This window comes from Dietzia sp. B44, assembly GCF_014145245.1.
Taxonomy (GTDB): Bacteria; Actinomycetota; Actinomycetes; order Mycobacteriales; family Mycobacteriaceae; genus Dietzia; species Dietzia natronolimnaea.
On sequence record NZ_JAALEF010000007.1, the window covers coordinates 1 to 15,513 of the forward strand.

Annotated in this window: 15 protein-coding genes and 1 tRNA gene; 3 read left to right on the plus strand and 13 right to left on the minus strand. The window is 70.1% G+C overall.

Annotated elements, in window-relative coordinates; translation table 11 throughout:
* A partial coding sequence (gene metG / locus G6017_RS00295; RefSeq protein ID WP_182615342.1) for a methionine--tRNA ligase occupies window positions 1–1,830 on the minus strand: 1,830 nt, incomplete at its 3' end.
* Window positions 1,831–1,888: 58 nt separating this feature from the next.
* Window positions 1,889–3,457 carry a BCCT family transporter gene (locus G6017_RS00300; RefSeq protein ID WP_179525818.1) on the minus strand — a complete coding sequence of 523 codons (1,569 nt, stop codon included), beginning with the start codon at window positions 3,455–3,457 and terminating at the stop codon, window positions 1,889–1,891.
* Between the two features lie 81 nt (window positions 3,458–3,538).
* Between G6017_RS00300 and G6017_RS00305 the strand changes: the two genes are divergently transcribed.
* A complete protein-coding gene (locus G6017_RS00305; protein WP_182615344.1) occupies window positions 3,539–4,744 on the plus strand; it encodes an aminodeoxychorismate synthase component I in 1,206 nt (401 codons plus the stop codon).
* 39 nt (window positions 4,745–4,783) lie between these two features.
* Here the strand turns inward: G6017_RS00305 and rsmI are convergent, their stop codons facing one another.
* Window positions 4,784–5,623, minus strand: a complete 840-nt coding sequence (rsmI, locus tag G6017_RS00310) for a 16S rRNA (cytidine(1402)-2'-O)-methyltransferase (RefSeq protein ID WP_182615346.1) — start codon at window positions 5,621–5,623, stop codon at window positions 4,784–4,786.
* A gap of 143 nt (window positions 5,624–5,766) precedes the next feature.
* On the opposite strand from rsmI, the gene G6017_RS00315 reads away from it, so the two are divergent.
* The gene (locus G6017_RS00315) at window positions 5,767–7,278 is read left to right on the plus strand and encodes a phospholipid carrier-dependent glycosyltransferase (protein WP_182615347.1); all 1,512 of its coding nucleotides are present in this window, start codon (window positions 5,767–5,769) and stop codon (window positions 7,276–7,278) included.
* A gap of 45 nt (window positions 7,279–7,323) precedes the next feature.
* Here G6017_RS00315 and G6017_RS00320 read toward each other — a convergent pair whose 3' ends face one another.
* From G6017_RS00320 to G6017_RS00365, 10 genes are all read right to left on the minus strand, one after another.
* Window positions 7,324–7,722 carry a DoxX family protein gene (locus tag G6017_RS00320; protein ID WP_179525822.1) on the minus strand — a complete coding sequence of 133 codons (399 nt, stop codon included), beginning with the start codon at window positions 7,720–7,722 and terminating at the stop codon, window positions 7,324–7,326.
* A 5-nt stretch (window positions 7,723–7,727) separates the two neighbouring features.
* The gene (locus G6017_RS00325; protein ID WP_179525823.1) at window positions 7,728–8,591 is read right to left on the minus strand and encodes an SDR family oxidoreductase; all 864 of its coding nucleotides are present in this window, start codon (window positions 8,589–8,591) and stop codon (window positions 7,728–7,730) included.
* Window positions 8,592–8,713: 122 nt separating this feature from the next.
* The gene (locus tag G6017_RS00330; protein WP_182615349.1) at window positions 8,714–9,925 is read right to left on the minus strand and encodes an NADH:flavin oxidoreductase; all 1,212 of its coding nucleotides are present in this window, start codon (window positions 9,923–9,925) and stop codon (window positions 8,714–8,716) included.
* Window positions 9,926–10,041: 116 nt separating this feature from the next.
* Window positions 10,042–10,482 (minus strand): hypothetical protein, encoded by a 441-nt coding sequence (locus G6017_RS00335; protein WP_347237794.1) that lies wholly within the window; start codon window positions 10,480–10,482, stop codon window positions 10,042–10,044.
* Window positions 10,483–10,597: 115 nt separating this feature from the next.
* Complete coding sequence (locus G6017_RS00340) at window positions 10,598–10,888, minus strand: Rdx family protein (RefSeq protein WP_182615351.1); 291 nt, start codon at window positions 10,886–10,888, stop codon at window positions 10,598–10,600.
* A 34-nt stretch (window positions 10,889–10,922) separates the two neighbouring features.
* Complete coding sequence (locus G6017_RS00345; RefSeq protein ID WP_182615353.1) at window positions 10,923–12,329, minus strand: MFS transporter; 1,407 nt, start codon at window positions 12,327–12,329, stop codon at window positions 10,923–10,925.
* Window positions 12,330–12,521: 192 nt separating this feature from the next.
* Window positions 12,522–12,839, minus strand: coding sequence for a DMT family transporter (locus tag G6017_RS00350; protein WP_179525828.1), 318 nt, complete (start codon window positions 12,837–12,839; stop codon window positions 12,522–12,524).
* Complete coding sequence (locus G6017_RS00355) at window positions 12,839–13,201, minus strand: DMT family transporter (RefSeq protein ID WP_182610614.1); 363 nt, start codon at window positions 13,199–13,201, stop codon at window positions 12,839–12,841. The genes G6017_RS00350 and G6017_RS00355 overlap by 1 nt, the downstream gene beginning before the upstream one ends.
* Window positions 13,202–13,272: 71 nt before the next feature.
* Window positions 13,273–13,345, minus strand: a tRNA-Ala gene (locus G6017_RS00360).
* 98 nt (window positions 13,346–13,443) lie between these two features.
* Window positions 13,444–14,001 (minus strand): cupin domain-containing protein, encoded by a 558-nt coding sequence (locus G6017_RS00365; protein ID WP_182615356.1) that lies wholly within the window; start codon window positions 13,999–14,001, stop codon window positions 13,444–13,446.
* A 66-nt stretch (window positions 14,002–14,067) separates the two neighbouring features.
* Here G6017_RS00365 and G6017_RS00370 point away from each other — a divergent pair.
* The coding region (locus tag G6017_RS00370; RefSeq protein WP_182615357.1) for a bifunctional NAD(P)/FAD-dependent oxidoreductase/class I SAM-dependent methyltransferase at window positions 14,068–15,513 on the plus strand (1,446 nt) is incomplete at its 3' end.

The window sequence follows — 15,513 nt, forward strand, 5'->3', positions numbered from 1 at the left end:
CGGCTGGATGGGCGCCCAGGCGGGTCCGGTCTCGGCGAGTTCCGGGTCGACCTTGGCGAACAGCGGGCTGGGCTTGGCCAGCGGGGTCCCGGGGGTGAGCTCGGTGCGCGCCCACCGGGCCTGCTCGGAGGCGTAGTCGCCCATGATCACCGGGTAGCTGCGCCCGGCCTCGGGCAGGCCCGTCCCGACCAGGTCCACCGGCATGTCGTCGATCACCTCGTGGACCTGCGGCGACGCGGCCCACACGCCCTGCCCGCCGATCGCGCCGTGGATCTGCTGCGCGGCCGACGGCAGGTACGGGGTGAGCAGGGTGTTGGCGTCGGAGACCACCTGCAGGGCGGTGTGCAGCACGGTGCCCAGGCGCTCGCGCTGGTCCGGCTCCTTGGCCAGCTTCCACGGCTCGGTCGCGGCGATGTAGCGGTTCGCGGCGCCGACGATCCGCATCGCCTCGGTGGCACCGGCCTTGAAGCGGGAGCGCTCGAGGTGGCCGCCGACCGTGGCGAACGCGGACTCCGCGTCACGCAGGAGTTCGGCGTCGAGGTCGGTCAGGGTGCCGGGGCGCGGGATCTCGCCGAAGTTCTTGTGCGCCATCGACACCGTGCGGTTGACCAGGTTGCCCCAGCCGCCCACGAGCTCGGCGTTGGTGCGTCGCACGAACTCGTCCCAGGTGAAGTCGGTGTCCTGGTTCTCCGGGCCGGCCACCGAGATGAAGTACCGCAGCGAGTCGGGGCCGAACTCCGCCAGGAAGTCGCGGACGTAGATCACCACGCCCCGCGAGGAGGAGAACTTGGACCCGGACATGGTGAGGAACTCCGACGAGACCACCTCGGTGGGCAGGCCGAGCGCACCGAGCGCGCCCGGCTCGCCACCGTGCGCACCCCGGCCGTCGTAGCCGATGAGCTCGGCCGGCCAGATCTGCGAGTGGAACGTGATGTTGTCCTTGCCCATGAAGTAGTGGGAGACGGCCTCGGGGTCGGTCCACCAGCGACGCCACGCCTCGGGCTCACCCGAGCGCCACGCCCACTCGATCGAGGCGGACAGGTAGCCCACCACGGCGTCGAACCACACGTAGAGCTTCTTGTCGCCCCGGTCCTGCCAGCCCTCGACCGGGATCGGGATCCCCCAGTCGATGTCCCGGCTCATCGCACGCGGACGTAGGTCCTCGAGCAGGTTGAGCGAGAACTTCAGGACGTTGGGCCGCCAGTCCTTCCGACCCTTGAGCCAGTCCCCCAGCGAGTCCGCGAGGGCGGGCAGGTCCAGGAACCAGTGCTCGGTCTCGATGAACTTCGGGGTCTCACCGTTGATCTTGGAGACCGGGTTCTTCAGGTCCGCCGGGTCCAGCTGGTTGCCGCAGTTGTCGCACTGGTCGCCCCGGGCGCCGTCGTAGCCGCAGATCGGGCAGGTGCCCTCGATGTACCGGTCCGGCAGGGTGCGGCCCGTCGACGGGCTCACCGCCCCGGTGGTGGTCTTGGCCACCATGTACCCGTTGCGGTGCAGGCCCCGGAAGAGCTCCTGGACCACCGAGTAGTGGTTCCGGGTGGTGGTGCGGGTGAACAGGTCGTAGCTCAGCCCCAGTCCGGCCAGGTCGTCGACGATCACCCGGTTGTACCGGTCCGCGAGCGACTGGACCGACACCCCCTCCTTCTCGGCCTGCACGAGCAGCGGGGTGCCGTGCTCGTCGGTGCCCGAGACCATCAGCACGTCGTTGCCGGCCATCCGCTGGTACCGGGAGAAGACGTCCGACGGCACCCCGAACCCGGAGACGTGTCCGATGTGCCGGGGGCCGTTCGCGTACGGCCATGCGACCGCGGTCAGGACTGTCTTCGCCATGCGTCCAGAGTAGTGGTCGCGTCCGCGGCCGCCGTGCCGGGAGTGCACCCGGCCCGCGTCAGGCGTTCTCGGCCGCCGGATCGTGCGAGAGCGACTTGTGGATCGACACGCACAGGGCGATCAGCACCAGGACGAACGGTGACGCCGCGATGATGGTCATGTTCTGCAGGCTCGACAGCGCGTTCCCGCCGCCGTCGCCCGCGAGGAGCATGATGATCGCGACCGCCGCGGTGAAGGTACCCATGAGCATGACGATCCACCGTGACGGCTCCTCGACCCCGTGCTGGGCCATGCCGCCCATGACGATCGACGCCGAGTCGGCCGAGGTGATGAAGAAGACGGCGATGAGCACCATGGCGACCACCATGAGCACCGGCGCGAGCGGCAGTTCGCGGAGCAGGTTGAACAGCTGGGGCTCGAGCGAACCGTCGCCGAAGATGCTCCGACCGGCGTCCTCGAGATACAGGGCGAACCCGCCGAAGATCGAGAACCACAGCACCGACAGGGTGCTGGGTATGAGGACCACGCCGATGATGAACTCGCGGACCGTGCGGCCCCGGCTGATCCGGGCGAGGAACATCCCGACGAAGGGCGACCAGGAGATCCACCAGGCCCAGTAGAAGACCGTCCAGCCGGACAGCCACTCGGCCGCCTCGCCGTTCTCGCTCACCGCGGTGCGGGAGGCCATCTCGAAGAAGTCGGAGAAGTACGCACCGACGGTGGTGGGGACCAGGTCGAGCATGAAGAACAGCGCGCCGGAGAAGATCGCGACGAACAGCGCGAGCGAGACCGCCAGCACCAGGTTGATGTTGGACAGGATCCGGACGCCGTTGCCGATCCCGGAGGCCGCCGAGGCGAGGAACACCAGTCCCAGGACCACGATGACGCCCACGACGAGCGCGATGCCGCCGCCGCTGACCGCACCGGTCTCGTTCAGCCCGGCCCGGATCTGCAGCGCGCCGAGACCGAGCGAGGCGGCGGTACCGAAGATCGTGGCCACGACCGTCGCGATGTCGAGCACCTTGCCCATCCACCCGTTGGCCCGCTTCTCGCCGATCAGCGGGACGAACGCCTGCGAGATCAGGTGGCCGCGCTTGAAGCGGTAGGCCGCCAGCGCGAGGGCCAGGCCGACGATGGCGTACATGGACCACGGATGCAGGGTCCAGTGGAAGGCGGTGGTGGCCATGGCCACGTCGTACTGCTGCTCCTGACCCGGCGGCGGGGTCTGGAAGTGGGTGAGCGGCTCGGACACGCCGTAGAACATCAGACCGATGCCCATGCCCGCGGCGAACATCATGGCGATCCAGGACCGGGTGGAGTACTCAGGCTTCTCGTGGTCGCCTCCCAGCCGGATCCCGCCGAAGCGGGAGAACGCCAGATAGACGGTATAGGCCACGACCGTGGTGGCCACCACGATGAACAACCAGCCCACCGTGTGGACCACCACGTCGAACGCCCGACCCGCGGCGCTCTCGAACGAGACCGTGTAGAACAAGCCCCACACCACCACGATCAGGGCGATCACGGCGGCGGGGACGATCACCGCGAAGTCCGCGCGAGGCCGTGCCGTCGGCGCGGGAGGTGGCGTGTTCCCGGGGTCACTCTTCTGTTCTCTAGAGGTGGACATTCCTGAAACCTTGTCAACAACTTCGGCGCTGTGCAAGATAATAAGTTCTTCACCAGCACAGGTGCGTGTAAGCATGAACGGGTGCGCGAGCGTCTGATACCCGTCCCGGAGCTGCTCCGTGCGCTGCGGGAACGGGCGCGGTCACACGGCCTGGCGCCCCCTGCCGCCTTCATCGGCGACTGGCGGGATCGCCGCGCCGTGGTGGTCCCGTCGGTCGACCTCCGGCCCGTGTCGCAGGAGTCGGCGTTCGAGGAGAGCGACCACCTCGTCGTCGTCTATCGGTCCTTTCCCGACACCGTGCCCGGCGCCGCCCCACCGCTCCCGGCCGCGGTGCGCGGCGAGGCCTCCGGGTGGCTCACCCTCGACGCCGACGGCCGGTGGACACGCCACGGCGACGCCCCCGACCCGGCGCAGGTGGTCCGCGACCACGGTGCCGCCCGACGTGACGGCCGCCAGGACGACGACAACAACGACAACCCTGCCGACCACTTCCCGGACTGGGCCGCGCCGGACCGCGGGGCGCACCGCTCGGCCGTGACGGACTGTCTCGAGGCGATCCGCGCGGGCGAGGTCTACCAGGCCTGTCTGAGCACGCGACTGCACGGCAGGCTCCGCGCGGACCCGCTCGAGACCTTCCTCGCGATCGCCGGCCACTCCCCCGCCGCACGCTCGGCGTATCTCGAGGGACCCTGGGGCGCCGTCCTCGGGTTCTCGCCCGAGGAGTACCTGGTGCGCCGCGGCGATCAGGTGCGGTCCAGCCCCATCAAGGGCACGCTGGCGGCGGACCTGGACCCGGCGCTCTTGCTGGGGTCCGCGAAGGACATCGCGGAGAACATCATGATCGTGGACCTGGTCCGCAACGACCTCGGGCGCGTGGCCGACGTCGGGTCGGTGACCGTGACCGACCTGCTCGCCATCCGCCCGGCGCCCGGCGTGCACCACCTGGTCTCCACCGTCACCGCCCGCACGACCGCGGACAACGCGGCGCTGGTGGAGGCCACCTTCCCCCCGGCCTCGGTGACGGGGACGCCGAAGGCACGGGCCCGCGAGCTGATCGCCGGGTGGGAACCGCGGTCGCGGGGCCTGCACTGCGGGGCGTACGGCCTCGCCCTGGGCCGGGACCTCGAGCTCGCGGTGGCCATCCGCACCCTCGAGGCCACCCCCGACGGGCGCGTCGAGTTGGGCGTGGGCGGCGGCATCACCATCGACTCGGACCCCGACGCCGAGTGGGACGAGTGCGTACACAAGGCCGCGTTCACCTGGGGCGGTGGACCGGTGCCCTGGTAGTCGGCAGCGCGCGACGTGGTGGTCAGCCCCGCGAGGTGCTCAGCCCCGCGAGTCGACGACCGCCTGGTAGAGCTCCCGCTTGGTCAGTGACGAGCCCTCGGCGACGGCCGCGCAGGCGTCCTTGAGCCGCTCTCCCGCCTCGACCCGCTCCTCCACGATCTCGACCAGGTCCTCGGTCGTGGCGGTCGAGTCCGCGGCGTCCGCCCCCTCGATCACCACCACGATCTCCCCGCGGACCCCGTCGGCGGTCCGCTCGGCCAGCTCGCCGAGCGTGCCCCGCAGGACCTCCTCGTACGTCTTGGTGAGCTCACGGCACACCGCCGCGCGCCGACCGGCGCCCAGCACCTCCGCCGCCTCGGCGAGAGTGTCCCCGAGGCGGTGGGGCGACTCGAAGAACACGCACGTGCGCTCCTCCGCAGCAAGCCGGGCCAGCCAGGTCCGGCGACGACCAGCGCGGCGCGGGGGGAAGCCGTCGAAACAGAACCGGTCCACGGACAGGCCGCTGAGCACCAGTGCCGTGGTGACGGCCGACGGGCCGGGAAGGCAGGTCACCGGGAGCCCGGCCTCGATACACGCGGTGACCAGCGAATACCCCGGGTCCGACACCGCGGGCATCCCGGCGTCGGTCACCACGGCCACCACGTCACCGGCGCGGACCCGGTCCATCAGCTGGGGCACGCGGCCCGTCTCGTTGTGCTCGTAGAAGCTCATGACCCGGCCGGGGACCGTCACCCCGAGCGCCGTGGCGAGCCCGCGCAGACGCCGGGTGTCCTCGGCGGCCACGACGTCGGCGGTGGCGAGCAGGTCCTTCAGCCGGGAGGAGGCGTCGCCCGGATTCCCTATGGGGGTGGCCGCCAACACGACACGTCCGGACGTCATGCGCTCCACCCTATCCCCGGTCGCCCCCGTCCCCGGTCGCCGATGTCCGCGCCCGCGTCCCGCCGGAGTCTCGTCCGCGTCTCGCCCGCGTCCTGCCCTGCCCGTGTCCCCGGTCCCGGGAAGGCCACCATTATGCTCGCGGTGTGACCTCGACCCCAGGCGTGCGATCCCCGGGCCGCCCGCTCCCGGATCCGGACACCGGGCCGGTCGACACCCCCCGCGACTGGATCGCCACCGGCGTCATCCTGGTCCTGGCCTTCCTCTCGCGCTTCTGGGGCCTGACCTCCGCCACGGACGAGGGCACCCCGGTCTTCGACGAGAAGCACTACGCGCCGCAGTCGTTCAGCATCGCGCAGCTGGGGATCGAGGAGAACCCGGCCTACGGACTGGTGGTCCACCCGCCCGTCGCCAAGCAGATCGAGTCGCTGGGCGGACTGCTCTTCGGCTACACCCCACTGGGCTGGCGGTTCACCGCCGCGATCTGCGGCGTGCTCGTGGTGTTCATGGTCATGCGGATCACCAGGCGGCTGACCCGATCCACGCAACTCGGCCTGGTCGCGGGCCTGCTGCTGTGTCTGGACGGGGTCACCTTCGTGACCTCCCGCATCGGCATGCTCGACATCTACCAGGTCCTGTTCGTCACTGCCGCCGCCGGTGCCCTGCTCGTCGACCGCGACCAGATGCGCGGCCGGATGCACCGCGCCGCGCTCGCCGGCCGGCTCCACCTGTCGGACTTCGGACCGCGACTGGGCTTCCGCTGGTGGCGGTTCACCGCCGGCGTCATGCTCGGGCTGGCCCTCGGCGTCAAGTGGTCGGGCCTGTACTTCATCGCGTTCTTCGGCCTCATGACGGTGGCCTGGGACTGGGCGTTGCGCAGCCGCTACGGGGTGCGGCGACCGCTGGCGGGCACGCTGCTCCGGGATGCCGTCCCGGCCTTCGTCACCCTGGTCATCTGGCCCGCCCTGATCCACATGTTCACCTGGCTCCCGTGGTTCGCCGGCGAGAACTCGGTGTACCGGCACGCGGTGGGGTCAAAGGTCGACGACAACTGGCTGCCCGACTCACTCCAGTCGTGGCTGTACTACCAGTCGTCCGTGCTCGACTTCCACTCCTCGCTCACCACCTCGGCGGGCAACCGACACCCGTGGGAGTCCAAGCCGTGGACCTGGCCGATGAGCCTGCGGCCGATGCTCTATTACGTCGAGCAGGGCGAGGACGTGACCGGCTGCGGTCAGGACTCCTGCGTCCGCGCCATCATGCTCCTCGGTACGCCCGCGATCTGGTGGCTCGCGATCCCGGTGCTCGGCTGGGCGTTCTGGCGGGCCGTCATCTGCCGCGACGGCCGGTACGCGTTCCCGCTCGTCGGCTACATGGCCGGCTATCTGCCGTGGTTCTTCCAGCACGACCGCCAGATGTACTTCTTCTACGCCTCGGTGATGGTGCCGTTCTTCGTGATGATGGTCGCGCTGGTGCTGGGCGAGATCGCCGGCAGGTCCACCGACTCGCCACGGCGCAAGACGATCGGCCGGGCGATCGTGTGCCTCTATCTGGGGCTCGTGGTGGCCAACTTCCTCTACATGCTGCCCATCCTGTCGGGGATGCCCATCACCTCGACGGAATGGAACCAGCAGCTCTGGCTGCCGTCCTGGCGTTAGCCTCGACTCGCCCCGCCGTGCCGCCCACCGCGAGCGACGCCGGCCCTACCCGCCCAGCGCCCGGTCGATGCTGAACCGGCCCGCCCCGACCGCCGCGATGAGCAACACGCCCACCCCGAGTGCCACCACGAGCTCCCAGCCGTTCTGGGTGACGAAGGGCCCGTTGGTGGCATGGACGAAATACAGGGCTCCCGCCATGTCCACCGCCAGCAGGATCCCGGCCAGCGGCGTGAGGATGCCCGCGATGAGTGCGATCCCCGCGATCAACTCGACCCCGGCGACGACCGCGGCCGTCACCTCCGGTTGCGGGATCCCGTACCCGGCGAACTGCTCGCCCACCCGGCTCAACCCCAGCGTGAAGAACTTCTGCCACCCGTGGGCCACGAACACCGCCCCGAGCCCGAGCCGGGCCAGCAGGATGGCGGCGTCGTTGAGGGTCTCCATCCCCCTCACGGGAGGATTCCCTCTCCGGCCTTGTTGATGCGACGGCTCAGGAGTCTCATCGCGAGCGTGTAGAGCGGCGGAGCGAACTTCTGGGCGGCGAACCCCAGTCGGATGTCCGGCGAGGTGTAGACGATGTAGCGCCCCTTGCGTACGCCCTCGAGTGTCTTCTCGGCCGCGACCTCCGGGGTGACGGCATGGCGTCTGAACTGGTCCACGGTCTTGGCGACCTGCGGGTTCGAACGGTCCACGCCCGCGATCTCGACGGTCTCCACCAACGGGGTGTCCACCCCGCCGGGACACACCAGGTGCACGCCGATCCCGTACGGCGCCAGGTCGAAGCGGAGCACCTCGGCGATGCCACGGATGCCGAACTTGGCGGCGCTGTACGCGGCGTGCCACGGCAGACCCAGCAGACCGGCGGCGGACGAGACCATGACGAGCGCGGCGGGTCGCTTCGCCGCCATCATCGCCGGGACGAACGCCTCGATCACGTGGATGGTGCCCATGAGGTTGACCTCGACCATGGACCGCCAGACGCGGTGTTCGAGCAGGTCGGGCCGCCCCCATGCCGAGTTGCCCGCGACGTGGAAGATCGCGTGCGGGGCGCCGTGCGCGGCGATCGTGCTCTCGCCGAACCCCATCACCGCCTCGTGCTCGGTGATGTCCACGGTCTCGGAGCCCAGCACCGCGCCACCCGCGTCCCGGCAGGCCTGTGCCGCCGTCTGCAACCCGGCGGCGTCGCGGTCCGTCAGCACCAGCCGCGCGCCCTCGCCCGCCAGCCGGATCGCCACGGCGCGGCCGATCCCGCTGGCCGCTCCGGTGACCACGCAGGTCTTGCCACGGTAGTCGGTGATCCGTCGCCTCGACATGTGCTTCCCTTCCGGCCCGGGTCGCTCGAGCGGGCCTCCTGGGGTCCCACCGTAGCGGCCCGCCGGTGCCAGGAAGGTGGCCTGACGCCGGTGTCAGGAAGGTGGCCTGACGCCGGTCGGGGTCAGCCGCGCGCCGGGACGGGCGGAACGTGGTCGCGCAACACGCAGCGGCTCCCGCTGTAGATCGTGGCCATGCAGCGGTTGCAGTGCACGCACAGGGACCGACGACGATCATCGGCCCTCAGCTTGTTGGGCAGGTCCGGCTCACGCAGGAGGCCGCGCCCCATGGCCACGAACTCGAATCCCGCGCTCATCGCCTTGTCGATCGACGGTCGGTCGACGATCCCCCCGAGCAGCATCATGGGCATACTCACGGCCTCGCGGATCTGGCGGGCGTCGTCGAGCATGTAGGCGTCCGTGTAGGGGTACTCCTTGAACATCCTGGGTCCGACGACCTTCATGCCCAGCTTGATGACCGTCGGCTGGGTGGCGGCGAACTCGTGCAGCGGCGCGTCGCCCTTGAACAGGTAGATGGGGTTGAGCAGGGAGCTGCCCACGGTCATCACCAGGGCGTCCGCCGAGCCGTCCTCCTCGATCCACCTGGCCACCTGCACGGCCTCGTCGATCCAGAATCCGCCGGGCACGCCGTCGTCCATGTTGAGCTTGATGGTCACGGCGATCCGGTCGCCCATCGCGTCGCGGATGGCGCGGCCGATGCGGCGGGCGAACCGAGCACGGTTCTCGAGGGACCCGCCGTAGGAGTCCTTGCGCTTGTTCAGCTTGGGGCTGAGGAACTCGCTCACCAGGTAGTTGTGCCCGAAGTGCACCTCGATGGCGTCGAACCCGGCCTCCGCCGCCCCGCGGGCCGCTCGGACGTGGTCCTCCACGATCCGATCGATATCCGCCTCGGTGCAGGCCCTGGTCAGGGACATTCCCGTGGGGGCCGGGATGCGGGACGGCCCCATCGCCGGCATCTTGTTGGAGGCGGAATTGGCCACCGCCCCCGCGTGGCCGACCTGCGCCGAGACGGCCGCGCCCTCGGCGTGCACCGTGTCGGTGAGCTTGCGCAGCATGCCGCCGTCGTCCATGCCCCAGTGATACTGGTGCCGGTCGGTCCGACCCTCGGGCGAGGTGGCCAGGTAGGCGACCGTCGTCATGCCGACGCCGCCGCGGGCGTACTCGGCGTGGAACTCGATGAGCTCGTCGGTGACCCGGCCCTCGGGGCAGCGGCCCTCGAACGTCGCGGCCTTGACGATGCGGTTGCGCAACGTCACGTTTCCGATCTTCGCCGGGCTGAAGACATCGGGCGCGGGGCTACCTGGTGCGAGGGTCATGAGCGAACTATAACGCGTTCCAATCCAGTGATCACGTGCTTTGGCCAGCACTTTTGCACTGAGTGCAATTCGCTCACCTGTCTCCGTGCCCGTCTTGCGAGCGCGCGCCGGCCCGCTCAGCCCTGGGGGGTGAGCGACGTCGCGTCGATCCCCGCGAGCGCCTGATCCACCAGGTCGGCCGCCGAGTCCGTGGGTACCACCCTCTCCAGGGCACTCCCCACCCCCGGGACGCCACCGACGAGCGCGGAGACCGAACCGTTGGTGTCTCCGGCGAGCAGGTGGTCGATCGACCTGCCCAGCGCCGGTGCGACCGAGCAGACCGCGCTGGTCGGCAGTCCGGCCCCGGCGAGGTTGGCCACGCTACCGACGTTGCAGACCGCGGTGGCCGTGGAACCGACCGGCCCGCTGGTCGACCCCGGAAGCGAACCGGTGACGGAACCGAGCTGCGCGTTCGCCGTCCCGGCGCCCGCGAGGAGGGTTACGGCGGCCATGCCGCACACGGTGAGAAGTCTTCCGGACATGTCGCTCTCCCTGGGGTCGTCGAGGGCGGCGCTCACCGCCTGCACCTCAGCACATCAGAGTTCGCTTACCTCAAAGTGGACTTTGCGTGGATTACGGGTGCGTCCACGACGAACGGGCGCCCCGCGGATCCGCCAGGGACGACCCCTGTGGCTAGTCGGTGGGCTCGACCCGGTCGGCGTGACCGAGCGACCTCCCCGGAGCGACGAGATCTCTGACAGCCCGCTTCAGTTCGGTGATCTCGGGGAATCCGCCATCCCTCTTGCGGTTCCAGACCTGCTCGTCGCCGACATCGATCCGGAACGTGCCGCCGGTGGCAGGCACGAGCGCGATCTCGCCGATCTCGCTCTCGAAAGTCTGGAGAAGCTCACCCGCGTACCACTGGGCGCGGAGCATCCACCGGCACTGCGTACAGAAGGTGATGGCGATCCGAGGAGACGGCATACCGCCCACAGTGCCACAGGCGGACTGACCGGTATCAGCGCTGGGCAGGCTCCGCCTGCTCCGGATGCTCCTCGTACATCGAGTCGATCTCCTCGACGCTCCTGCCGGTGGTCTCAATGCGGAACAGCCACGTGATGAGAGCCCCGAGCAGGGACGTCCCCACCAGGATCGCCAGGACTGCGCCGGTGCCCCAGGCGACCAGAAGGATCGGGAACAGGAACGAGGTCAGCACCGCGCCCGACTTGGCGATGGACGCCGCCATGCCGGCACCGGTCCCGCGCAGGGCGGTCGGGAACACCTCCCCCGCCACCACGTACGTCATGGAATTGGGCCCGAGGTTGGTCATGAACTGGAACAGGATGAAACCGGCAAAGACGAGCACCGTCTGCAGCGACCCGTGGGCGAGGGTGGACGACGCGGCGATCGCCAGCCCTGTCGCGCAGCCGAGGAACCCCAGCATCTGCAACCGCATTCGACCCCACCGGTTGACCAACACGATGGCGACCAGGATGCCCACCAGGAGGAAGACGTCGATGAGGGCGGCCCCCTTGGCGCCGAGCAGATCCTTGTGGATGATGGCCGACGACGAGGACCCGCTACTGGCGACGTTCCCGAGCGTGGTCGCGATGATCGTCGGCGTGAAGATGCCGATGCCGTAGGTGCTCAGATCCTGGAGGAACCACGGCACCGATGCCAGGATGGTCGACCGACGCCACGGGGCCGCGAACAGCGCGCGGACGTCCTTGGTCTCCGCCTCGTCCGCGCCCCGGTCTGCCGAGAGTGTCACGACCGAGGGGTACTGCGGCGTGCGATCGAGGAGCTTTCTGAGTTCGACCTCGGCCTCCGCGTGGCGACCGACGTTCGCGAGCCAGTGCGGGCTCTGGACGATGAACAACCGGCCGACGGCGACGAGTGCCGCCGGCACCACGACGACGCCGAACATCAGCCGCCAGGAGTCGAGCGAGTCGGTGGTGCTGAGGATCGCGACACCGACCAGGGTCCCCGCCACGGCCCCTACCGCCTGGAACGCGAACGCCGACAGCACCAGTCTTCCGCGGCCGGCGGTGGACTGCGTCTCGGAGATCATCGCGTGGGCGGTCGGGTAGTCGCACCCCAGAGCGGTGCCCATCCCGAACAGGCACACCAGGAACACGGCGAACCCGGGCGCCACGGTGGCGCCGAGCAGGAACACGGTGAACAGCACTATCTCGATGAGGAACATCTGTCTGCGGCCGAACCGGTCCGAGAGTCCACCGAGCGCGGTGGCGCCGACCATGATCCCGGCCAGAGGCGCCGCGGTGAGGAGACCGGTCCCCACAGCAGAGAGGGACCAATAGGCGGTGATCAGGGGCAGCGCCACCCCGATGAGGAACACGATCAGCCCCTCGAAGAACTTCCCCGCCGAGGCGAGCCACCAGATCCTGCCCTGCATGCTCGTCATGCCGCCGGCGACCGCGGGGGTGCCGTCCCGCCAGCGGGGGGTCTCGTCGATGTATCGCTGAACCGTCGAGGGGGTCCCGGTTAGTCGTCGCCCTCGGACGCGGGTATCGCCATGACGCAGAACATTACTCAGGCGCGTCCGCGCGAATCGTGGTGGTGGTGAACCCCGTGTTAACGATCGGGGCCACTGCCCTCAAACGCCCGCGCCCAGCTCCACGAGCAACACCCCGCCGGCGATCAGGACGATCCCCGCACCCATCAACGGCGTGAGGGGTTCGCGGAAGAGCAGTCGGCTCAGGACCGCGGCCAGGGCCACGCCGGCGGCCGTCCAGATCCCGTAGGCGACCCCCAGCGGCATCCCCTCGGCCAGCGTCAGGGAGAGGAACACGAAGGCCACCAGGTAGCCGGGCACGACGGCGGCGTACCACCGCGCGTTGTCGACGGCCATCCGGAGCGAGAGCGTCGCGGCGAGCTCGAAGGAGATCGCGACGGCGAGATAGGCCCAGGCCATCAGCCGGCCCCCTCGGCGCGTGACCGGGCGCGCTGGGATCCCAGTTCGACGCACAACACCCCGGCGATGATCACCGCGATGCCCGCGATCATCAGCGGGGTCAGCGGCTCGTGGTAGATCAGGGACGACAGGCCCGCCGTCAGGGCGACGCCGGAGGCCCCCCAGATGCCGTACGCCACCCCGAGCGGCACGCCCGCCCGCAGGGTGAGGGCCAGGAAGGCGAACGCGCCCACGTACCCGACGGCCACCATCGCGTAGAGCGCGGGCGTGGTGAGCGCCCCCTTCAGTGAGAGCGAGCCCGCCACCTCGAGGGCGATCGCCGCGGCGAGGAACAGCCACTTGCCGCCCACATCAGTGTTCATCGGTCGCCGTTCCTCCAGCAAATGACGGATGTCCCGGGCCATCTGACTCGATGGTCCGGGACATCTCTCCGTGGAGCTAAGGGGAATCGAACCCCTGACCTTCTCGATGCGAACGAGACGCGCTACCAACTGCGCTATAGCCCCCCGGCACCCTCGCGGGCGACGGTGCCGCCCTCTCGAGCAGCGAGGGATACCTTACCAGCACGTCCGGGCGACCGACCAAACCGGGAGGCCGGGAGGCCTCATGAGCTCGCGGTGTGCGTGTGCATCCGCACCCCGTCGTCGTTGAAGATGCTGATCACCTGCGCCGGCCGCGCCCCGGCGGCCGACAGACTGTGCGGGATCTTGGTGTCGAACTCCGCTGCCTCACCCCGGGTCAGGATCAACTCCTGGTCGCCCAGGACCAGGCGCAACTTCCCGGACAGGACGTAGAACCACTCGTAGCCGTCGTGGACCCGGGGTTCGGGCGCGGTGCTCGCCGGCGGGTAGGTGATCTTGTAGGTGCCCACCGATGATCCCTCGGGGGCCAGGGGCGCGATCACCATCCCGTCCCGGTGGACCACGGGACGCCGCACCCTCGGGTCGACCGTCGTCGGGGCCACCAGATCGTCGAGGCTGATCCCCAACTGGCGGGTGAGCGGGAGGAGCAGCTCGAGGCTGGACTGTCGTTTGCCCGATTCGAGACGGGAGAGCGTGCTGGCCGACATGTCCGCGCGCTCGGCCAACTGGTCCAGGGTCCAGCCCTTGCTGTGGCGGTACGCCCGCAATCGCGTCCCGACCTGCCTGAGTTCCTCCGTCACACGCAACTCCTTGCCAATAGTGCAAATCTCCTTGCAGTTTACGCATACCAGGCGTGAACTGTTGTCATGCACACGAACAAGGACATCGAGGAACACTGGGACGCCATCGTGATCGGCGGCGGGGCCGCGGGGCTGTCGGCGGCGCTGATGCTGGGCCGGGCGCGCCGCCGCGTGCTCGTCGTCGACGCCGGCGAACCGCGCAACCGCTTCGCCGCACACATGCACGGCGTCCTCGGCCACGAGGGGATGGATCCGCTCGAGCTGCTCCGCCGGGGCCGCGAGGAGCTCCGCGAGTACGACGTCACGGTGCGGACGGGGTCCGTGACCGTGGTCCGCGACAGCGGGGTCGACAGTGGGGTCGACAGTGGGGTCGACATCGGGGGGAACGACGTGGCCGGGGCCGGCCTCACCGTCGAGTTCGCCGACGCGGCGCCCGCGACGGCACGCGCCCTGGTCGTCGCGTCCGGACAGACCGACGAGCTGCCGGACATCCCCGGCCTGCAGGAGTTCTGGGGCACGAGCGTCCTCCACTGCCCCTACTGCCACGGCTGGGAGGTCCGCGGCCGCAGGATCGCGGTGCTGGGCACCACGGCCATGTCAGCGCATCAGGCGCAACTCGTGCGCCAGTGGACCGATGACCTGGTGTTCCTCACCGCCGGTAGCGGTGCACCCGATGCCGACGTGGCCACCCGACTGCGGGCCCGCGGCGTGCGGCTCGAGGCGACTCCCGTCGACCGGGTCCTGACCGAGAACGGGCGACTGAGCGGCGTCCGTCTGGAGGACGGACGGGAGATCGCACTCGACGCGATCTTCGCCGCACCGGCGGCGCGGCCGCACGACCGGTTCCTCGACGGGCTCGACCTGGAGCGGACCACCACCCCGATGGGCACGGCCCTGGCGGTGGATCAGTTCGGCGCGACGACCCATCCGCGCATCTGGGCGGCGGGCAACGTCGCCAACCCGGGCGCGACCGTGCCCGTGTCCATGGCCGCGGGGTCGATGGCCGGCGGGATGGTCAACATGATGCTGGTCAACGAGGACTTCGACCGCGCGGTCGCTGCCTCACCCGCCTCGGGCTCATCGGTCTCGAGCGGTGCGCCGGACTCGACCGGCACTCCCGCCGAGCACTGGGAGGGCGAGTACGCGGACGACGGTCCCCGGTGGTCGGGGGCGGTCAACGCCACGACCGCAGCCGTGGTCGACGCGCTCCCGGTCGGATCCGCGCTCGACCTGGGCTGCGGCGAGGGCGGCGACGCGGTCTGGTTGGCGGAGCGGGGGTGGGACGTCACCGCGGTGGACCTGTCCCCCACGGCGGTCTCCCGGGGAGCGGAGGCGGCGGCCGCCCGAGGCGTGGCCGACCGGATCGACTGGGTCGCCCACGACCTGACCACCTGGACCACCGACGAGCGCGTCGACCTCGTCACGGCCAGCTTCTTCCACTCCCCCGTCGAGCTGTCCCGCACGCGGATACTCCGACGCGCCGCCGAGTGGGTCCGGCCCGGCGGTCACCTA